Raw genomic sequence first — 18,751 nt, 5'->3', positions numbered from 1 at the left:
TGACTATGCTCGCACCCACTTACGGGTCCTTGGCCAGCAGCGTTGGCCAGTTGGCCCTTCCGATTGAGGAGACTTCCGTGATCGAGTGCCCCCGCTGTGGCAAGAATAATCAGCCCCATTACAAGTTCTGCCTTGGCTGTGGTGCTGAGCTGCCGCGTGACACCGCGCAGCCCAAGAGCTTCACGGCGCCCACGCCGCCCGCTGGTATTCCAGTAGGGGGTGGGGCTCCTCACGCGATGGCACCCACCCCGGCGGTGCCCACGTCTCGTCCCGTGGCGCAGCCCGCGCCGCAGCCGGCTCCGGCGCCGCAGCCGGCTCCCGCACCGCAGCCAGCTCCTGCACCGCAGGCGGCCGCTCCTGCGGCTGACGGCAAGGTGCCGTGTCCGCAGTGTTCGAACCCCGTCCCCGCCAACTTCAAGTTCTGCGGCAGCTGCGGCTTCGACATGACCAAGGCGCCCGTCAGCGCACCGGCTCCGGCGCCCGTGCCCGCCGCCGCGCCCGCGCCCAGCCAGGGCTCGGGTCAGCTGGTCCTCATCCGGCCCGACGGTACCGAGGGCGAGCGCTTCTCGCTCAGCGGCACCACCACGGTGGGCCGCGACTCGAGCGGCCCCTTCGCGGGCGACTCGTACTTGAGCCCGCAGCACGCGGCGTTCGAGTTCAAGGGCGGCGGCGTGGTCGTCACCGACCTCAACAGCCTCAACGGCGTCTACATCCGCATCGCGCACGACGTGCCCACGGAGCTCACGCCGGGCAGCATCTTCCGCATCGGTCAGGAGATCATCCGCTTCGACCTCATGCCCGCGCCTCGGCGCGGCGCGGACGGAGCGGAGATCATGGGCAGCGCCAACCCGGGCTTCCTGGGCCGCATCTGCCTGCTCATCGGGCGCGACACGGTGGGCAACTGCTACCCCATCCCGCCCACCGGCTTGCACCTCGGGCGCGAGCGCGGCGACGTCATCTTCCCGGATGACGGCTACGTGTCGGGTCTGCATTGCCGGGTGCACGGCGAGGGCGGCCGCATGTTCCTCACGGACGTGGGCAGCTCCAACGGCACGTTCGTGCGCGTGCGTGGCACCGCAGTCATCCCGCGTGGCTCGCTGTTGCTCATGGGCCAGCAGCTGTTCCGCGTCGAGTACTGAAGCAGAGCGCTCCAACCACGTGTGAGACGGGCGCCTTCGGGTGCCCGTTTCGCGTTGTGGCGTTCGTCACCGTCACCGTCTAGCGATCCTCCACATCTCTTGCGGGGGCCGATTCGCTTGGCTGCAAGGCACAATGGGCACCCACGGCTTCAGCGCTTCAGCCGTGAGTGCCCAGTGGCCGCCACGCGTCAGCTGACGACGGGCAGGCGCCGATTCCCGTCGCGCTCGCGGTGCAGCCGCATGCGCGCGTCCACGCCGATGATCTCGCCCGGCTCGAGCGGCAGCCACACGTTCTCCCCGCCCATGCGCTCGCTGCTGAGCACCAGGTGGTTCACGTACCCCGACACGGTGGGTGCTTCGCACTCGGGCGAGAGCGACTTGCACTCGTCGCGGTCGGCGCAGCGCGTCTTGTAGGTGGACACGAAGAGCTCCTTGCCGCCCTGCGTGGCTGCCATGAGCGTGCCGTCCGTGACGATGATGGTGAGCAGCGCGTCCCCCTCCGGCTCGCCGGTGTCGCAGCGTTCGCGGATGAGCGTGATGGTCTGGCGCAGCGCCGCGAACACGTCCTCGAGGGCGAAGCGTGCGTAGAGCGGCGCCCGACGCCGCAGGAACGTGAGGAAGATGAAGAAGATCACCTCGCTGTCGGTGTCCCCCAGGATGTAGCGACGCAGGCCGTCGTCTACCAGCTCGCGCATGGCGGCGCGATGGCGCTCGAAGTCACGGATCTCCCCGTTGTGCGCCATGGTCCAGCGGCCGTACTGGAACGGGTGGCAGTTGAGCACCGAGTTGTTGCCCACCGTGGCCTTGCGCACGTGCGCCAGCACCGTCTCCGACGCCACGATGCCGCTCACCCGATGAAACAGGTGGTCGTCGATGGCCGTGGTGGGGCTGCGCGTGATGTGCGGCGAGTCGTCCACGTAGAAGGCCACGCCCCAGCCATCACGGTGCTTGTCGCTCTGCGCGCCGAGCGCGTTGTCGGCGGCCATGAGCGAGCGGTGGACCTGGCTGGGGATCACGCTGCGAAACGCAAAGAGCCTGCACATGTGCCGCAATCATGCATGCGCGGGGGGGGGCGCGCCAACGCTCTCCCTTGGTTCGAAGGGGGGCGTTGTGGCGAGGAGGGCGACGGGCACCCTGGTCTGCGGGGGCGCTCGCGCTGGCGCTCGCTCTGATACCTCCCTGAAAACGGCACTTCGCGCTGCGCGCTGCGTTTGTTTTCGGGGGCCCATCAAGCCCCGCTGCCCAGGGCGCCCGTCGCCCTCCACGGTGGCGCCTCGCGCCGGGCGTGGGTGCGCTGGCGGGCCCCTGGGAGAGGGCGCCGGAGGCTCGGCTGGGCTCAGGTGGGCTCAGCTGGATGCATCGGATGGCTGGGGCCGACGAGCCTCGTGAGCGTGCTGGGCTCGGTGCGTCCGGCTGCGCTCGATGGCGCACGGTGGGTCTGGCTGCGCTCGATGGCGCTCGGCGCGCTTCGGAGCGCTCAGGTGAGCCCGTCGTGGAGAAGCGGATCCCGCACGCCCCAGTTGGGCCCTTGCCGCCTCTAGACGTTGGCGTGGAGCGGGAGCGGCGCCCTGGGCAGCGGGGGTGGGGGGGGGCCCAATTCAAGCGTCCGCAGGACGCGCCGAATTGGGGGAGGCACCCGAGGGAGCGCCAGCGCGACCGGCCCCGCAGACCAGGGTGCCGCTCCCGCTCCTCGCGATCACCTCCCCACGTCACGACACCCACGCGGCGCGCGGGATCTGTGACCGAGCGCGTGATAAGGGGTGGGGGATGGATGACGTCGTGGTGATCGGTCTCGGGCAGATGGGTGGGGTGTTCGCGCGGGCGGCGGAGGGCGCGGGGTGCCGGGTGGTGCCCGTCACGCGTGGGCAGGACATCGCCGAGGTGGCGCGCGAAACGCCCGCGCCGCGGTCGGTGGTGGTGGCCGTGGGCGAGCTGGATCTCACGGCCGCGCTCGATGCGCTGCCGGCGGGCTACCGAGAGCGCACGTTGCTGCTGCAGAACGAGCTGCTGCCCAGCAGCTGGACCGAGCGTGGTGTCGTGGACCCGACGGTGGCGGTGGTGTGGTTCGAGAAGAAGGCCACCACCGACCTCCGGCCCATCCGCAGCACGCCCATTGCGGGGCCGCAGCGGGAGTTCTGGGTGGCCGCGCTGGCAGGCCTCGGCGTGCCCACGCACGCGGTGCCCGACGAGCAGCTGCTGTTCGAGCTGGTGGCCAAGAATCTGTACATTCTGACGGCCAACATCGCGGGCCTCGAGGTGGGCGGCAGCGTGGGGCAGCTGCTGGCGGCGCACCGGCCGCTGGCCGAGGTGGTGGCGCGCGAGGTCATCGCGGTGCAGGCGGCGCTCACGGGGCAGGAGCTCGACTTCGACGCCCTCTTCGCACACTTCGAGGCCTCCGTGGCGGGCGATCCCGAGCACGGCTGTCGCGGGCGGACCTCGGCTTCGCGTCTCGACAGGTTGCAGCACCACGCCCGCGCGCTGGGGGTGCCCACGCCCCGCATGGACGCCATCGCCTCGGTCTATTGACGCCTCCATCGGCGCGCCGCAGGCAGCCTTGGCTTGCGCCGAGCGCCCCGGCGCGCGACAAGTTGGCCGGTCCCCATGAAGCGCTACATCGTCCAGACCTTCGGCTGCCAGATGAACGTGCACGATTCGCGTCGCATCGAGGAGGTGCTGCACGCGGACGGGTTCGAGCCGACCGACGACGCCACGCTGGCGGATCTCATCGTGGTCAACACCTGCAGCGTGCGCGAGAAGGCCGAGCACAAGCTCATGAGCCTGCTGGGCACGCTGCGCCCGCTCAAGGAGCAGCGCCGTGGTGTGATGCTGGCGGTGGCGGGGTGCGTGGCGCAGCAAGAGGGCGAGCGCTTGCTGGCGAAGGCGCCCTTCATCGACCTGGTGCTGGGGCCCGACAACATCCCCGAGCTGCCCGGGCTGCTGCGTGAGGCCGAGGGCGGCGCCCCGCCGCGCGCGCGCACCGTGTTCGACATGGACGAGCCGCAGTTCCTGCACGCCAAGCCGCGCGAGGGCCTGCGCGAGGTGACCTCGTTCGTGACCGTCATGAAGGGCTGCGACGAGCGCTGCACGTACTGCATCGTGCCCTACACCCGCGGCAGCGAGCGCTACCGCTCGGGGGACACCATCGTCGAGGAGATCACGCGCCTGGTGGAAGGCGGTGTGCGCGAGATCACGCTGCTGGGGCAGACCGTGAACTCCTGGTACGAAGATGGAGTCGCGCCCACCAGCCGCCGCACCGCGAGCCGCTCGCAGTTCGCGGACCTCTTGCGCCGCATCGCGGCCGAGGTGCCGGACCTCGCGCGCCTGCGCTACACGTCGCCGCACCCGCGGCACCTCACGGACGACCTCATCGCAGCGCACGCGGAGCTGGCCGTGCTGCCGGCGCACGTGCACCTGCCCGTGCAGTCGGGCTCCAACGAGCAGCTGCGGCGCATGGCGCGGCGCTACACGCGCGAGGAGTACATCGAGCGTGCACACGTGCTCATGCGCGCCCGCCCGGGGCTCACGCTCTCCACCGACATCATCGTGGGCTTCCCCGGTGAGACCGAGGCCGACTTCGAAGACACGCTCGACCTCGTGCGCCAAGTGGGCTTCGTGGCGGCCTTCGGCTTCAAGTACTCGCCGCGGCCCTTCACGCCCGCGCTCAACCTGGTGGACGACGTGCCCGAGGAGGTCAAGGGCGAGCGCCTGACGCGCCTCTTCGACCTCGTGGCCGAGCAGCAGAGCGCGCACCTCGCCTCGTTGGTGGGCACGCGCCAGCACGTGCTGGTGGAGGGCCCCAGCCGCGGCGATACGGGGCGCTTCAGCGGGCGCTCGGAGCGCCACGAGATCACCCACTTCGACGCGCCGCAGGGGCACGACCCCACGGGCCACCTGGTGGAGGTGGAGATCACCGAGGCCTACAAGCACAGCCTGCTCGGGCGCGCGGTCGGGGAGGTACCGCGCGGGCCGCTCGCCACCAAGGTCCCACGCGGCCGCTTGGCGCTCCCGGTGGTGGCGTGAGCTCGCTTCCGCTCCCGTCGGCACCCACGCGCGCTCAGGTGTTGAAGGCGTGGGCCCCGGCGCTCGCGTACATGGCGCTCATCTTCCTGCTGTCGTCCTTCCGGCTGCAAGCGCCCGCGATCGACGAGCTGCCCTTCAAAGACAAGCTGGTGCACACCATCGAGTACGCTGTGCTCGGAGGCCTGTGTTCCTACGCTTCCGTGCGCACGTGGCCGCTGCACCACGGGCTCCGCACCATGTTGGTGGGCGCGTTCCTGGCCACCGCCTTCGGCGTGACGGACGAGCTGCACCAGAGCTTCGTGCCTGGCCGCAACGCGGACCTGATGGACATCGTGGCGGACGCCCTCGGCGCGCTGCTCGGCGCCCTCGTAGCGGCGGTCTGGGGCCGTCGCCGGCGTGCGTCCGCCAGCACGCCTCCCGTCAGCTGACCGGGACTGCGGCCAGCGCGAGCGCAAACGCCTCTGCGCTGGGGAAGCGGCCATCCGTGGTGCGGTGCATGGCTTGCGCTACGACAGGTGCGAGCGCTGTCAGGTCCGGGCGCAGCGTGAGCAGGGAGGGCAGGTCGCCGCTCATGATCTCGGCAACCAAACGGCCCGGGTGACGCGCGGTGAAGGGCAGCCGCCCCGCGAGCGCCTCGAACACAGTGACCCCCAACCCGTAGACGTCGGTCCGTGCGTCCAGCGTGCGCTCCCCGGAGATGACCTCGGGCGCCATGTAGTGCGGCGTGCCGGTCAGCTCTCCGGTGGCGGTCAGGCGCGGGAAGCCGTGCACCTTCGCGCTCCCGAAGTCCACCAACTTGGGCCCGCTCCCCGTCAGGAAGAGGTTGTCGGGCTTGATGTCGCCGTGCAGCACACCCATCGCGTGCACCTGCGTCAGCGCGCTCGCGATGGGCATCAGCCAGGCCAGCACCTCGGCGGGGGAAGACGGGCCGGCGAGTGAGGCGCGCAGCGTCAGCCCGGTCAGCCGCTCCATGACGAGAAACGGCAGGGCCGGGCCGCCCGGGTGCAGGGGCGTCTCACCCCCACCCTGGACCGTCACGATGGCCGGGTGCGAGAGGTGCTGCAGCAGCCCGGCCTCCCGTCGAAACCGCGCGCGCAGGCCCGCGTCCTCGGCCAGCTCGGGGCGCAGCACCTTGATGGCCACGGCCGCACCCGTGTCGGGGTCGTGCGCCGCGAACACCGCTCCAGAGCCTCCCTCCCCGAGGAGTTGCTCCACCACGTAGCGCCCCGCGAAGATCGCGCCTCTCTCTAGCGATTGCACTGCGGCAGCCTACTAAGGCCGCCGCCCCCACCGCGGAGAAAAAAAAAGCGAGGCGACGGAATACCCCTCGGCCCGTCGCGTTGTACTTCACGGATGCCGGGGAACGAGCCCCGCAACGAAGCCTCCTCACCGTCCTACTCCACTCCACTCCCACACACCCCGCTTCGTTCCCTCGTTCCCCGGCTGTCCAATCTCTTCCCCGCCCACAGGGCGAGTCCGCTCCCGGCCATTGCGGTTCCCCGGCATTTGCGTATCCTGACGCCCCCATGCGACCGACGCCCATGACCCCGAACCGCCCGCTCGCGCCCCGTGGTGCGCTGCTGTTGGCGTCTTTGGTCGCGTCCGGCGTGGTGGTCTGCGGTGCCGCTGGCACGGCCCACGCAGACTCGCGCGGCGCTTGCATCGAGACCAGCGCGGTCAGTGCGCCCACCTCGGCGGCCTTGGCGCTAGACGAAGACCGCGCTGCTTGGGTGGCGGGCACCGGTCTCGTAGACGGTGCCGAGCGCCGGGGCCCCGGCAGCCGCCGCGCCGGTGGCAATCCCGCATGGTGCGAGAACGGCGACGAGCCGCAGTGTGACACGGGCAGCGAGGCCCCGACGCGCGACGAGCGCGTGAACTCGACCGACGCTGGCGCGACGCTCTCCGAGCATCGCGCCGTGTGTGCTGTAGCGCATCCCGAGAAGCCTGGTCACCCGCCCATTCGGGTGGGAACCGGTGCAACGGGGCAGCTCAGTGAGCTCGATCGCCCGCCCCGTCTGGGCTGAGCGCGGCTGGGCTCCGTCCGTCCTCGTTCTGCTCGCCAGCGGTGTCCCTCTCTGGGGCGCGACTGCTGCGCGTGACGCCCGAAGACGAGCGCCGTGCCTGCTGTGCTCGAGGCTTCTTCGAACCCGGTTCCCTTCAGCAAAACGTTTACTGCGCACCGTCCCCAACACTGGGACGGGCGCCGAGAGGTACATACCAATGAGTAGAGGATCAGCAATTATCGCGATCTTGATCGCGTCCATCGCCAGCTTCAGTGTTGGCAACCTGGTGGGACAGCGCAGCGGCGGTGGCGGTGAGGACGCGGAAGTCGTCGTCGCGCCCTCCGACGACGGCGCGGGCGAAGGCGAAGGCGCAGCAGGTGCCATCGGCGCTGGCGCTGCGGCCCCAGGCGGCACGCCGCGTTACGCCATCCCGGTGACGGCGGCGCAGCCCAGCAAGGGCCCCGCCAACGCGCTCGTCACCATGGTGGTGTTCAGCGAGTTCCAGTGCCCGTTCTGCTCGCGCATGATCCCCATCACGGAGCAGATGCTGCGCGAGTACCCCACGCAGGTGCGCGTGGTGTGGCGCAACCTCCCGCTCGGCTTCCACCCCAACGCCATGCCCGCGGCCGAGGCCGCCATGGAGGCGTTCGCGCAGGGTGGCAACGAGAAGTTCTGGCGGCTGCACGACATCCTGTTCCAGAACCAGCGTGAGCTCACCCGCGAGAACCTGGACCGCTGGGCCGGCGAAGTCGGCCTGGACATGACGCGCTACCGCGCCGCCATGGACGGCCACACGCACCAGCGCGCCATCGAGGCCGACGCTGCGCTCGCCGCACAGATCGGCGCTCAGGGCACGCCCAACTCGTTCATCAACGGTATCCAGGTCACGGGCGCCCAGCCCTTCGAGGCCTTCAAGGCCATCATCGACGCCGAGATCGCCAACGCGCAGCGCCTGATCGCGTCCGGCACGCCGGCCGCCAACATCTACGCCGCCGTCACCCGTGGTGGCCTCACGCGCGCTGCCCCGGCCGCCGCCCCGGGCGCTCAGCCGGGCGCCGCTCCCCAGCAGGCTCGCCCGCAGCCCGATCCGAACGCGGTCTACCGCGTGCCCGTCGAGGGTCGTCTGCCCCAGCAGGGTCCGGACGACGCTCTCGTCACCCTGGTGCTCTTCAGCGAGTTCCAGTGCCCGTTCTGCTCGCGCGTCGAGCCCACCGTCACGCGCATCGTGCAGGAGTACGGTCGTGACGTCCGCGTCGTGTGGATGAACAACCCCCTCGGCTTCCACCCGAACGCCATGCCCGCCGCCATCGCGGCCATGGAGGCCTTCGAGCAGGGCGGCAACGCCAAGTTCTGGGCCCTGCACGCGCTGCTCTTCGAGCACCAGGCCGACCTCTCGCGCCCCAACATCGAGACCTACGCGCAGCAGGCGGGCCTGAACATGGCTCAGCTCCGCGCCGCCCTCGACAACAACGAGCACCAGGCCATCATCACCGCGCAGCAGCAGCTGGCGCAGGGCCTCGGCGCGAGCGGCACCCCGTCGTTCTTCATCAACGGCCGCAACCTGCGCGGCGCCCAGCCCTTCGAGGCCTTCAAGATGGTCATCGACGAGGAACTCGCCAAGGCCCGCGCCCTCGTGGCCGCTGGCACCCCGCGCGCCCGCGTCTACGCGGAGACCATCCGCAACGGTCACACCACGCAGCAGATGCTGGCCGCCCCGGCTGGCGCGGCTCCCGGAGCTGCTGCCCCCGCCGCCGCTCCCGCGCGTCCGACCCGCGTCGAGCTCGCCATCCCGGCGGGTGCCCCCAGCAAGGGCCCGGCCAACGCGCCGGTCGTCATCCAGGAGATCAGCGACTACCAGTGCCCGTTCTGCTCGCGCGTCCTCCCGACCATCGAGCAGCTCATGGCCGCGTTCCCGAACCAGATCCGTCTGGTCTGGCGCGACCTCCCGCTGCCGTTCCACCCGAACGCGCACATCGCGGCCCAGGCGGCCCGCGAGGTGCAGCGTCAGGGCGGCGACGAGAAGTTCTGGGCCTACAACGCCAAGCTCTTCGAGAACCAGCGTGACCTGACCCGCGAGACCCTCGAGCGCCTCGCGACCGAGCTCGGCGGCATCAACATGGCGCAGTTCCGCCAGGCGCTCGACACCGAGCGTCACAAGGCGGCCGTGGACGCCGACCTCGCGGCCGCGCAGGCCGTGGGCATCAACGGCACGCCGGGCTTCGTCATCAACGGGACCGTCATCTCCGGCGCCGTCCCCTACGAGCAGTTCGAAGCCGCCGTGCGCGCCGCGCTCGCCGCGCGCTGAAGCTGGCTGACGAATGACGCACGCGGGCTGGCTCTTCGGGGCTGGCCCGTTTGCGTTCCGTCGCGTCTGCTCGCCGAGATGGCGGCGCGCCTACCCACCATCGAGGTGCAAGTCCAGCACGGACTCGGCGTCGTGCACCGAGTGCATCAGGTAGCGCGCGATCAGGCGCTGCACTTCCGCCTCGCTCGCGAGCCGCGGGGCCCGTGACGTGATGGTGTACAGCGTGGTCGCGGCCGCGACGGACACGTTCAGGCTCTCCACGAACCCGCGCATGGGCACCCGGTAGCTGCCCGTGGCGCGGGCGCGCATCGCGTCCGAGATGCCCTCGCGTTCGTTTCCGAAGGCGACGGCCACGCGCTCCCCGCTCGCCACGCGCTCGGCCAGCAACTCGGGCGTCTCGTCGCCGTCCATGACCGCGATGAAGAGCTGGTAGCCCGCGGCCACCACGGCGTCGGCACAGGTGGCCGAGTCCGCGTGCAGCTGGATGTCCAGCCAGCGGCTGCTGCCTTTTTCCACCGAGCGCGTGGCGCGGAAGCCGTGTGGACCCGGGACCAAGTGCACCGCTTGAACGCCGAACGCCTCCGAGCTGCGCAAGATGGCCGACGCGTTGTGCGGGTCGCTCAGGCCGTCCAGGACCGGCACCACCCCAAGGGTGCGTCCACGCGCGGCGGCCTCGATGCGCCCGAGGCGGGTGGGCGTGATCATCCCCGACAGCACGCGGATCACGTCGGACGCCGGCCGGGTCAGCTCCGGAGGGCCCGTGATCTCGATGACGTCGGTGGAGTCGTGCCGCATGGACGCCCCCTGTAGCAGGCCGCGGGGCTCAGGGCTTGCCGCTCTTCTTGTGCGGGAAGTCGAGCGCGATGCTGTCGCTGACCAGCGTGGCTTCCTGCTCGTCCTGGGCGCCCTCTTCCTCGTCGCCGAGATCGATGTCCACGTCCACCTCGAGGGTGCCGGTGCGGCGCAGGGCATCGAACACGAAGCTGTCGCTGACCTGCGTGGGCTCGTCCAGGTCGGAGGTGACGCTCAGCTCTTCTTCGCCCAGGTGCACGTCGGTGGACACCAGCGTGCCGTCGTCGTCCTCCGTGGGCTTCGGCCCCGCGCGCCGCGCCGAGCCCGTGCCCTTGGCGTTGGGCACCTGCACGCGTGCCAGCGCGTCCAGCATGACCTGCGCGCTCGGGAAGCGGTGCTCGCGGTCTTGCTCCAGCGCCCGCAGCACGATGGCCTCCATCTCGAGCGGGATGCTGGGCCGCACGCGCGAGGGCGGCACTGGCGCGTTCATGAGGATCTTCACCAGCAGCGCGTTGTAGTTGTCTGCGATGAACGGCAGCTGTCCGGTGAGCATCTCGTAGAGCACCACGCCGGCCGCCCACAGGTCCACGCGATGGTCGATGCCCTGGTCGCCGCGCGCCTGCTCCGGCGAGAGGTAGTACGGGGTGCCGATCACCGCGCCCGTGCGGGTGAGCGCGAGCGTGTTCTCGTCCAGGCTCTTGCTGACGCCGAAGTCCAACAGCTTCGCGCGCGTGACCCCGTCGTCCTGGCGCGCCAAGAAGATGTTGTCCGGCTTCAGGTCGCGGTGGACGATGCCCTTCTCGTGCGCGGCCGCGAGACCCCCGAGCACCTGCGTCATGATGGTCACGCACTCCGCCACGTCGAGCGCGCCATAGGTCTCGAGGCGGTCCGCCAGCGACTCGCCCTTCAAGTACTCCATGACCAGGTAGGGTGCGCCGTCCTCGCGGTGCCCCAGGTCGAAGACCTTCACGATGCTGGGGTGGCCGATGGAGCCGGCCATGCGCGCCTCCCTCTCGAAGCGCTTGCGCGCGGCGCCATGCAGCTGCTGCGGCAGGAGCAGCTTCACGGCCACAAGTTTCTTGAGGAGCTGGTGCTCGGCGGCCCAGACGGTGCCCATGCCCCCCTCGCCCAGAATGTGCAGCAGGCGATAGCGCCCACCGAGGATGACGTCTGCGGGTGACGACGGTGCAGACACGGGCGCTGCCTTGGGCGCCGCCGCGGGGGCTGCCGCCGTAGCCGGAGCAGGGTTCGAGCTGGTGCGCTTGGTGGCGCGCGCCACGGGCTGTCCGGTGGTGGGGCACAGCGGCACCGAGGCGTCGTGCGGGACGCCGCAGTGGGGGCACCGGATGAAGCGATTCTGCATCGGGTGATAACGCTACCACGTCACGACTCGCCGGAATGGGGCTTTCCCCGCCAACGTTGCTATATGAGGTGACGCGAGCGCCGCCCTGCGCCGACCGACCCGATGCCACCTCCCAGCAAGCGCAAGAGCCCGCCTCCCTTTGCCCGCCCCTCATCGGCCAGCGCCACTCGCCCGGGTCGCGGTCCCGGGCGGCCAGGGGGCCGTCAGGCTGCGCCGCCCCCACCGAGCCGGCTGCGGCGCTGGGGCGCGCGTCTGCTCAAGCTGGCGCTGGTGGGCCTGGTGCTGGGGGTCGTCACGCTGGTGGGCATCATCGCCTACTACAGCCGAGACCTCCCGGACGTCGCCAGCCTGCGCGCCTACGACCCGCCGCAGATCACGCGCGTGGTGGACCGCCGCGGCGCGGTCATCGGGGAGCTGTACGACGAGCGCCGCACCGTCATCCCCATCGACCGCATCCCCCGCGTGATGGTGCTGGCCATGCTGGCCAGCGAGGATGCGGACTTCTACCGCCACTCGGGCGTGGACTACGTGGGCATTGCGCGCGCCATCTTCCGCGACATCCTCGCGCGGCGAGCGGCGCAGGGGGCGTCCACCATCACCCAGCAGGTGGTCAAGCTGCTGCTGCTCACCCCCGAGCGCACGTTCGGGCGCAAGGTGCGCGAGCTGATCCTGGCCTACCGCGTGGAGGCCGAGCTCACCAAGGACGAGATCCTCCACCTCTACCTGAACCACATCAACTTCGGTCAGGGGCGCTACGGCGTGCAGGAGGCCGCGCAGTACTACTTCGGCAAGAACGCCGAGGACCTGACGCTGGCCGAGGCCTCGCTCCTGGCGGGCATTCCGCAGTCGCCCACGCGGCTGAACCCGCGGCGCCACCCTGAGGCGGCGCGCCGGCGCCAGCTGTATGTTCTGGGACAGCTGGAGGCGAAGCGCGAGGCCTACTGGCCCGACGTGACGCTCGAGCAGATCGCGGCCGCCCGCGACACCGAGGTGGAGCTCGTGGAGCTGCCACCGGCAGGCGGGGGTGCGCCGGAGGTCATGACCATCGCGCGCGAGGTGCTGCGCGCCCAGGTAGACGATGCAGCCTATCGCCGTGGGGGCTTCACCGTGCACACCAGCATCGACCTCGCGCTGCAGCGGGCCACGCGCGCCGCAGTGCGCGGAGGGCTCGAGGCCATCGACGGGCGGCACGCCTACCGAGGGCCCCTCGCGGCGCCGCGTCGTGCTGCCCAGGCTCCGGCTGCGGAAGCGCTGCGCTTGGGTCGCACTTACGTGGCGCGCGTGCTCGAGCGCAACAACCAGCGCGCCGAGCTGGTGGTGGACATCAGCGGCACCCGCGCGGTGGTCTCTCTCTCGGAAGCCGCGCGCTACAACCCCAGCGGGCTTTCGGCCGAGGCCTTCGCCGCCGAGGGCGCGCGCGTGCACGTCTCGCTCTTGCGGCTCGCCACGGAAGAGGACGACGTGTCCGAGGCGCGCCTCGAGCTGGGGCCGGAAGCTGCCGCCGTGGTCATCGATCCGCGCACGCGGGATGTGCTCGCCATCGTGGGCGGATACGACGACGGGGCCGGGTTCAACCGTGCGCTCCAGGCGGTGCGCCAGCCGGGCAGCACGTTCAAGCCCTTGGTCTACGGTCTGGGAATCCAGTCGCGGCGGTACACGCCCGCCACCTTGGTCATCGACGCGCCCGCCGTGTACGACCAGTGGCAGCCCCAGAACTTCGAGACCTGGCGGCACCAGGGGCCCATTCGCCTGCGCGACGCGCTGGCCGGGTCCGTGAACGTGGTGGCGGTGCGGGTCATCGAAGAGCTCGAGCCCAGCGCCGTGGTGGCCTTCGCGGCGCGTCTCGGCATCACCACCGAGCTGGATCCGTCGGTGGCCCTGGCCCTCGGGGCGAGCGGTGTGCGCCCCATCGAGATGACCAACGCGTATGCCACGTTCGCGGCGGGCGGCCGCTGGGCGGACGCGCGCATCGTGACGCGCATCGAGGGCCCGAGCGGTGACGTGGCGCTGCCCCCACGCGAAGACGCGCGCGACGTGATGACGCCCGCGGAGGCCTACGTGCTGACCAGTATGCTCACCAGCGTGATCGAGAGCGGGACGGCCACCCGGGCGCGCGCGCTGCGCCGGCCGGCAGCGGGCAAGACGGGCACCAGCAACGACGCCTGCGATGCCTGGTTCATCGGCTACACGCCGCGTGTGGTCACGGGCGTGTGGGTGGGCTTCGACGACCGCCGGCCGATTGGCCGCAACGAGACCGGCGGGCGCGCCGCGCTGCCCATCTGGCTCGAGATCATGCAGGCCGCGCACTCGGGGCCTCCGCTCGACTTCGCCATGCCGAGCGGCGTGGTCACCGCCATCATCGACCCGGCCAGCGGCCTCTTGGCCTACCCGGGGCAAGAGGGCGCGCGCGACGAGGTGTTCCTGGAGGGCACCGCGCCCACCGAGCAGGCACGCCGCCCGGACGTGGCCGCGCCCGACGCGTACTTGCTCGAGCAGTTCGGTGGCAGCCCGTGACGCAGAAGCGGGGATGCGCGGGGGCGCATGCTCGACGACGTGGCGACAGGAGCCCCACGGGCCAACGGATCAGCCTGCGGGGGGGGTGGGTGCTGGGCATGGTGGCGTGTTGGCTGGGGACGGCCGGGCACGCGCAGACGCCGGGTGCGCCGGAACCCGCGCGTGCGCAGCCTGGAGACAACGGGCCGGCCGCCGCGCATCCCCTCCTGGCGCGCGTGACACCGCCCGCGTGGCTGGCGGGCCGCAGCACCTTGCTCGTACTTGGCCTGCCGGCGGCGGACACGAGCGCGCAGACCGCGTGGAGCGATGCGCTGCGCGCTGCCTTCACGCAGCAGCTGCCCGCGGGCGCAGTGGAGCTCGCTTCCACGGTGGACGGCTCGCGCGACACGCTGGTGACGCGCCTGCGCACCGCGGGCCGGGACACGGGCGTGAGCGTCGCGCTGCGCCGCGACCAACAGCGCGTGCTGCTCACCGCGCGCTATGTGGACGCCCGCAGCGAGCCTCCCGTGGAGCACGTCAGCGAGGCGAGCGCGCCGCTCGATGCGTTCCTCACTCGCGTGGTGGGTGGGGTGCCCCCCGTGCGGGCTAGCACCATCAGCGCGCGCTCGCTGCGCTTCGACGCTGCTGGGCTGCTGGGCTTCGGGGTGGCCGACCTCGACGGCGATCAGCGCGACGAGCTGATCGTGGCGCGCGCGCCGCACGTGTCCGTGTACACGCTCGAGTCGGCGGGGGGTGCGCGCTTGCGCTTGGTGCGCCGTGCACGGGCCCGCTGGCCGGCGGCGCGGCCGACCGTCCCCATGGTGCGTCGCTTCGAGGCCTGGTTCTCGGTGCAGTCCGGGCGCGTGGTGCTGGCCCGCTCCGACCGTGAGGGCGACTTCGCGCTCGCGCTGGTGGACGGCGAGCTGCTCTTCGAGCCGGTCGCGTCCGGGTGCTCCGGGGGGCTCTTGTTCTCCGACGGCTGCGCACGCTGGGTGCCGGGGCGCGACTACTTCGAGGGCGAGCTCGTGCCTGCGGGGGCGCCCGACGCGCGCGCCGACGGCCTCGATGACGAGGACGACGTGGAGCCGAGCGAGGACTCCCCGTCGCAGCAGCCCCGCTTCTATGCGCGCGTGGTGCGGGACGTTCGCCAGCCGAGCGGCGCGGCGCTGCCCGTGGCGGTGCTGGTCACCCCGCGCGGCAGCCTGGTGGCGAGCGCTGCTGGGCGCCACGGCAGCGTGGGTGGGCAGGGGGCGTCGCTCGCGGCGGCCGACGTCGACGCGGACGGCGTGCTCGACGTGCTGACCTCCGACTACATCCGCGAAGGCCAGGAAGACCGGCTGCGCTGGTTCCGTGTGACGCCCGACGGACGCGTCGCGCTGGTGTGGGAGAGCCCGCGTATGCCCGGCTCCGTGCTGCACAGCGCAGCGGGCGATTTCCTGGGCACCGGACGTCCCGTCTTCGTGGCCTTCGAGACGCGCGCGCGCGGCGGTTCACGGGTGTGGGTGGTGGAGTGATGGCGGCCGCCTCGACGCCACGGCGCGCCACGCTGGTGCTGGTCACGCTCCTCCTCGGGCTCGCGCTGTCGCGCTCGGCACAGGGGGCGCTGCCTCCGGCCTTCGGCGGCGTGGCGGTGTTGCCTGCCGACGGGGCGCTGACGCGCCCGCTGCCCGGTGACGCGCTTACGCCACTCCAGGCGGCGCTCGAAGCGGCCGTGTACGACACGCTGTACCTGACCGAGCCGAGCGGTCGCACCCTTCCGCTCTTGGCGCTGGACAACCCCGCGCGCGAGCAGGGAGAGCTGCGCGTCACGCTGCGCGACGGCCTGCGCGTGCACGGGGGCGCCACGCTCACCGCCACGCACGTGGCGCAGTCGCTCGAGGCGGCGCGCACAGGCCGGCACAGCTGGCTGTTGGCCGGGGTGGGCGCTGTGCGAGCCGACGGCCCCCTGGTGGTGGCGTTCCGCACGCGGCTCTCGGCGCGCGAGCTGTCGCACCGGCTGAGCGCGGCGCCGCTGGCCATCGTGGCGCAGCAGGCCGTGCCGCGCGGCACGGGGCCCTTCGTGGTGGACGTGCAATCCAACGGCCACCTGCGGCTGCGTGGGGTGCGCTTCGCGCCCCGCGGCGCTCCCTACTTGCGCGAGGTGCAGGTGGTGGCCGCCCGCAGCAGCAGCGACGAGCTGCGCGCCTTCGAGCTGGGCGAGCTGCATGCGTCGTTCGCGGCCGGACGAGATGGCGCCTTCGTACGCGCGGGCCGCTACGCGCCGGTGCTGCTGATCCCCAACCGTGCGGGCGGGGCGCTGGCCAGCACCGCCGTGCGTGCCGCCGTGGAGGGCGCGCTAGATCGCGCACGCCTCGAGCGCGTGGGCGTGGTGCCTGGAGCGCGCCTCGGTCCCAACCTGCCGGCCTGGCAACACCAGGGCGCGGCCACCGCGCGCGCCAGTGGCCCGCTGCGCATCCTGGTGGCCGCGGAGGACCCGTTCGAGCGCCGCGTGGCCGACGCGCTGGCCGCGCAGCTGGACCCGCGCGGCTTCCGCGTGGAGGTGGTGGTCAGCGGGCGCCGTGAGCTGGCCGATCGGGTGCGCCGGGGCGTGTGGGACCTGCGTCTGGCCACGCTGCTCACGCCGCTCACCTCCGACCGCGCCATCACCGCCGCGGCGTTCGCGGCCACAGGGCAGCTCGAGCGCGCGCGTGACCTTGCCGAGCGTGGCCTGCGCGTGGGCAGCGATCCGGGCTCCGCCGACGTGGCCGCCTGGGTGCTGGGGGGCCGCGATCATGGGGTGCGCCACCGCGCCACGCTGCTGGGCGTGGGCTTCGACGCGCTCGGCCGGCTGCGCCTCGACGCGCTCTATCGCCCGCGCGAGGTGCTGCGATGAAGAGCCTGCGTGTGCGTCTCTCGCTGGCCTTCGTGCTGGTGGCCTGGCTGCCCATGGCGGTGGTGGGCGTGCTGGCCCAGCGCGGCATCGAGGCCCGCACGCGAGAGTCGTATGCGCGCCAGCTGGACGCGCGCGCCGAGGCCGGGCGCCGGCTGCTGGCGGGCCGCGCCAGCGACATGAGCGCCACGCTCGCGCGCCTCTGCGCTCACGACCTGTTGGTGGACCGCGTCATGTTGGACCTGGCGCGCGGGCACTTCATGGGCCCCGAGCAGGCCGAGCTCGAGCGTCTCCTGCCGCCCTTGATGGAGTCCGTGGGCTTCGACGCGCTGCTGCTGTTCGACGCGCGCGGGGCCGACCGTGGGCGCGTGCTGGGCGCTGGGCACTACCCGTCGCTGGCCGGCGCGCGCGACGTGGCGCTGCTGCAGGAGCTCGAGCGCAGCGGCGACGAGCCGTTCGTGACCACGCTGCGCGTGCGCGACGGTCGTGAGCCCGCGCGCGATGAGCAAGCCTGGGTGACCGGCTGCGCCGTGGAGCGCGACGGCGTTCGCGTGGCCCTCTTGGGTGGCGCCTTCTTGGACGCGGAGCGCGCTTCGCGCTGGTTCGGCGAAGACTCGGCCGTGCGTGCCGTGTTGGTGCGCCCGGGAGACGCGTTGCCGAGCGAAGTGCGCGACGGCGGCGGGCAGGCCAGCGTGTTCACGTTCCGCTCGGCCAGCGGGGAGGAGCGCTACGAGCTGCTGGCCGCCATCGACGACGCGGACCTCGAGGCGCAGCTGGCGGGCCTGCTCCAGCAGAACTTGCTGACCGCCGGCGTGGCTGCGTTGCTGGCGCTGCTCTTCGCGACGCTGGTGGCCGTGCGCCTCTCGCGCCCGCTGCGTGAGCTGGAGGACGCCGCCACGCGCATCGGCGCCGGCGACCTCGAGCTGGCCATCGACGAGCGCGGCGGTGGCGAGGTGGGCCGCACCTTCAGCGCCTTCAACCACATGACCCGCGAGCTCAAGTCTGCGCAGAAGCGCTTGCGGCGGGCCGAGCGCATCGCCGCGTGGCGCGACATCGCGCGGCGCATCGCGCACGAGATCAAGAACCCCCTCTCGCCCATCCAGGTCTCCATCGAGACCATGCGCAAGACCTACGCCAAGAAGCACCCGGACTTCGACGAGATCTTCGAGGAGAGCACGCTCACCATCCTCGAAGAGGTGGAGCGCATGAAGCGCATCGTGGGGGAGTTCAGCGAGTTTGCCCGCATGCCGCGCCCGCGCCTCGACAGCGTGGACTTGGTGCGCGTGGCCGAGCAGGTGACCACGCTGCACGCGCACGACGACGTGCCCCCCGAGCTGCGCGTGGAGGGCGCCATCCCCATGGTGCGCGCCGACCGCGAGCAGGTGGCGCAGGTGCTGGTCAACCTGGTGCAGAACGCGCGCGATGCGGCGCTCGCACGCCACGGTATGCGCGGCGGCGTGGTGCGCGTGGTGCTGCGCGCCGACCGCGAAGGGGTGCTGGTGTCCGTCTTGGACAACGGCCCCGGCATCCCGCTCGACCAGCGCGACACGGTCTTCGAGCCCTACTACACCACCAAGTCCACGGGCACGGGCCTCGGTCTCGCCATCGTGCAGCGCATCGTGGAAGACCACGGCGGCCTCATCGAGCTGGGTGAGGGCCTCGACGGAGGCGCGGGCTTCCGCGTGTTCTTCCCGGTCAGCGGGCCGCCCATGGACGCGAGCGAGTCGCAGGCCGACGCCACGCTGTCGGAGCTGACGCGCAGCTGAC

General features: G+C 71.9%; 14 protein-coding genes. 10 read left to right on the top strand and 4 right to left on the bottom strand.

The genetic code is table 11. The features are described 5' to 3' along the window. Positions 1-5 precede the first annotated feature (5 nt). A complete protein-coding gene (locus IPI43_03330) occupies positions 6-1,139 on the top strand; it encodes an FHA domain-containing protein (protein MBK7773159.1) in 1,134 nt (377 codons plus the stop codon). A 188-nt stretch (positions 1,140-1,327) separates the two neighbouring features. On the opposite strand, the gene IPI43_03325 is transcribed toward IPI43_03330, so the two are convergent. After that, positions 1,328-2,182 carry a class II glutamine amidotransferase gene (locus tag IPI43_03325; GenBank protein MBK7773158.1) on the bottom strand — a complete coding sequence of 285 codons (855 nt, stop codon included), beginning with the start codon at positions 2,180-2,182 and terminating at the stop codon, positions 1,328-1,330. Between the two features lie 724 nt (positions 2,183-2,906). On the opposite strand from IPI43_03325, the gene IPI43_03320 reads away from it, so the two are divergent. From IPI43_03320 to IPI43_03310, 3 genes are all read left to right on the top strand, one after another. Beyond that, the gene (locus IPI43_03320) at positions 2,907-3,665 is read left to right on the top strand and encodes a hypothetical protein (GenBank protein MBK7773157.1); all 759 of its coding nucleotides are present in this window, start codon (positions 2,907-2,909) and stop codon (positions 3,663-3,665) included. 75 nt (positions 3,666-3,740) lie between these two features. Then, a complete protein-coding gene (gene miaB / locus IPI43_03315; GenBank protein MBK7773156.1) occupies positions 3,741-5,159 on the top strand; it encodes a tRNA (N6-isopentenyl adenosine(37)-C2)-methylthiotransferase MiaB in 1,419 nt (472 codons plus the stop codon). A 38-nt stretch (positions 5,160-5,197) separates the two neighbouring features. Continuing rightward, entirely contained in the window at positions 5,198-5,587 is a 390-nt protein-coding gene (locus IPI43_03310; protein MBK7773155.1) for a VanZ family protein, read from the top strand. Here IPI43_03310 and IPI43_03305 read toward each other — a convergent pair. After that, a complete protein-coding gene (locus IPI43_03305) occupies positions 5,580-6,419 on the bottom strand; it encodes a serine/threonine protein kinase (protein ID MBK7773154.1) in 840 nt (279 codons plus the stop codon). The genes IPI43_03310 and IPI43_03305 overlap by 8 nt on opposite strands. Before the next feature lie 266 nt (positions 6,420-6,685). On the opposite strand from IPI43_03305, the gene IPI43_03300 reads away from it, so the two are divergent. Both IPI43_03300 and IPI43_03295 read left to right on the top strand, forming a co-directional pair. Then, positions 6,686-7,183, top strand: coding sequence for a hypothetical protein (locus IPI43_03300; GenBank protein MBK7773153.1), 498 nt, complete (start codon positions 6,686-6,688; stop codon positions 7,181-7,183). Positions 7,184-7,409: 226 nt separating this feature from the next. Beyond that, positions 7,410-9,467, top strand: a complete 2,058-nt coding sequence (locus tag IPI43_03295; GenBank protein MBK7773152.1) for a thioredoxin domain-containing protein — start codon at positions 7,410-7,412, stop codon at positions 9,465-9,467. Positions 9,468-9,557: 90 nt separating this feature from the next. Here the strand turns inward: IPI43_03295 and IPI43_03290 are convergent, their stop codons facing one another. Together IPI43_03290 and IPI43_03285 are read right to left on the bottom strand one after the other, a co-directional pair. Beyond that, complete coding sequence (locus IPI43_03290; protein ID MBK7773151.1) at positions 9,558-10,262, bottom strand: RNA methyltransferase; 705 nt, start codon at positions 10,260-10,262, stop codon at positions 9,558-9,560. Positions 10,263-10,290: 28 nt separating this feature from the next. Then, a complete protein-coding gene (locus tag IPI43_03285; GenBank protein MBK7773150.1) occupies positions 10,291-11,622 on the bottom strand; it encodes a serine/threonine protein kinase in 1,332 nt (443 codons plus the stop codon). Positions 11,623-11,724: 102 nt separating this feature from the next. On the opposite strand from IPI43_03285, the gene IPI43_03280 reads away from it, so the two are divergent. From IPI43_03280 to IPI43_03265, 4 genes are all read left to right on the top strand, one after another. Continuing rightward, entirely contained in the window at positions 11,725-14,136 is a 2,412-nt protein-coding gene (locus IPI43_03280; GenBank protein ID MBK7773149.1) for a PBP1A family penicillin-binding protein, read from the top strand. A gap of 98 nt (positions 14,137-14,234) precedes the next feature. Further along, a complete protein-coding gene (locus IPI43_03275; GenBank protein MBK7773148.1) occupies positions 14,235-15,629 on the top strand; it encodes a hypothetical protein in 1,395 nt (464 codons plus the stop codon). Next, complete coding sequence (locus tag IPI43_03270) at positions 15,629-16,987, top strand: hypothetical protein (protein ID MBK7773147.1); 1,359 nt, start codon at positions 15,629-15,631, stop codon at positions 16,985-16,987. The genes IPI43_03275 and IPI43_03270 overlap by 1 nt, the downstream gene beginning before the upstream one ends. Next, positions 16,984-18,750 carry a HAMP domain-containing protein gene (locus tag IPI43_03265; GenBank protein ID MBK7773146.1) on the top strand — a complete coding sequence of 589 codons (1,767 nt, stop codon included), beginning with the start codon at positions 16,984-16,986 and terminating at the stop codon, positions 18,748-18,750. The genes IPI43_03270 and IPI43_03265 overlap by 4 nt, the downstream gene beginning before the upstream one ends. Position 18,751 lies beyond the last annotated feature (1 nt).

Source organism: Sandaracinaceae bacterium (assembly GCA_016706685.1).
GTDB lineage: Bacteria > Myxococcota_A > Polyangia > Polyangiales > Houyiibacteriaceae > JADJJE01.
This window is presented reverse-complemented; position numbering and strand designations above follow the sequence as displayed.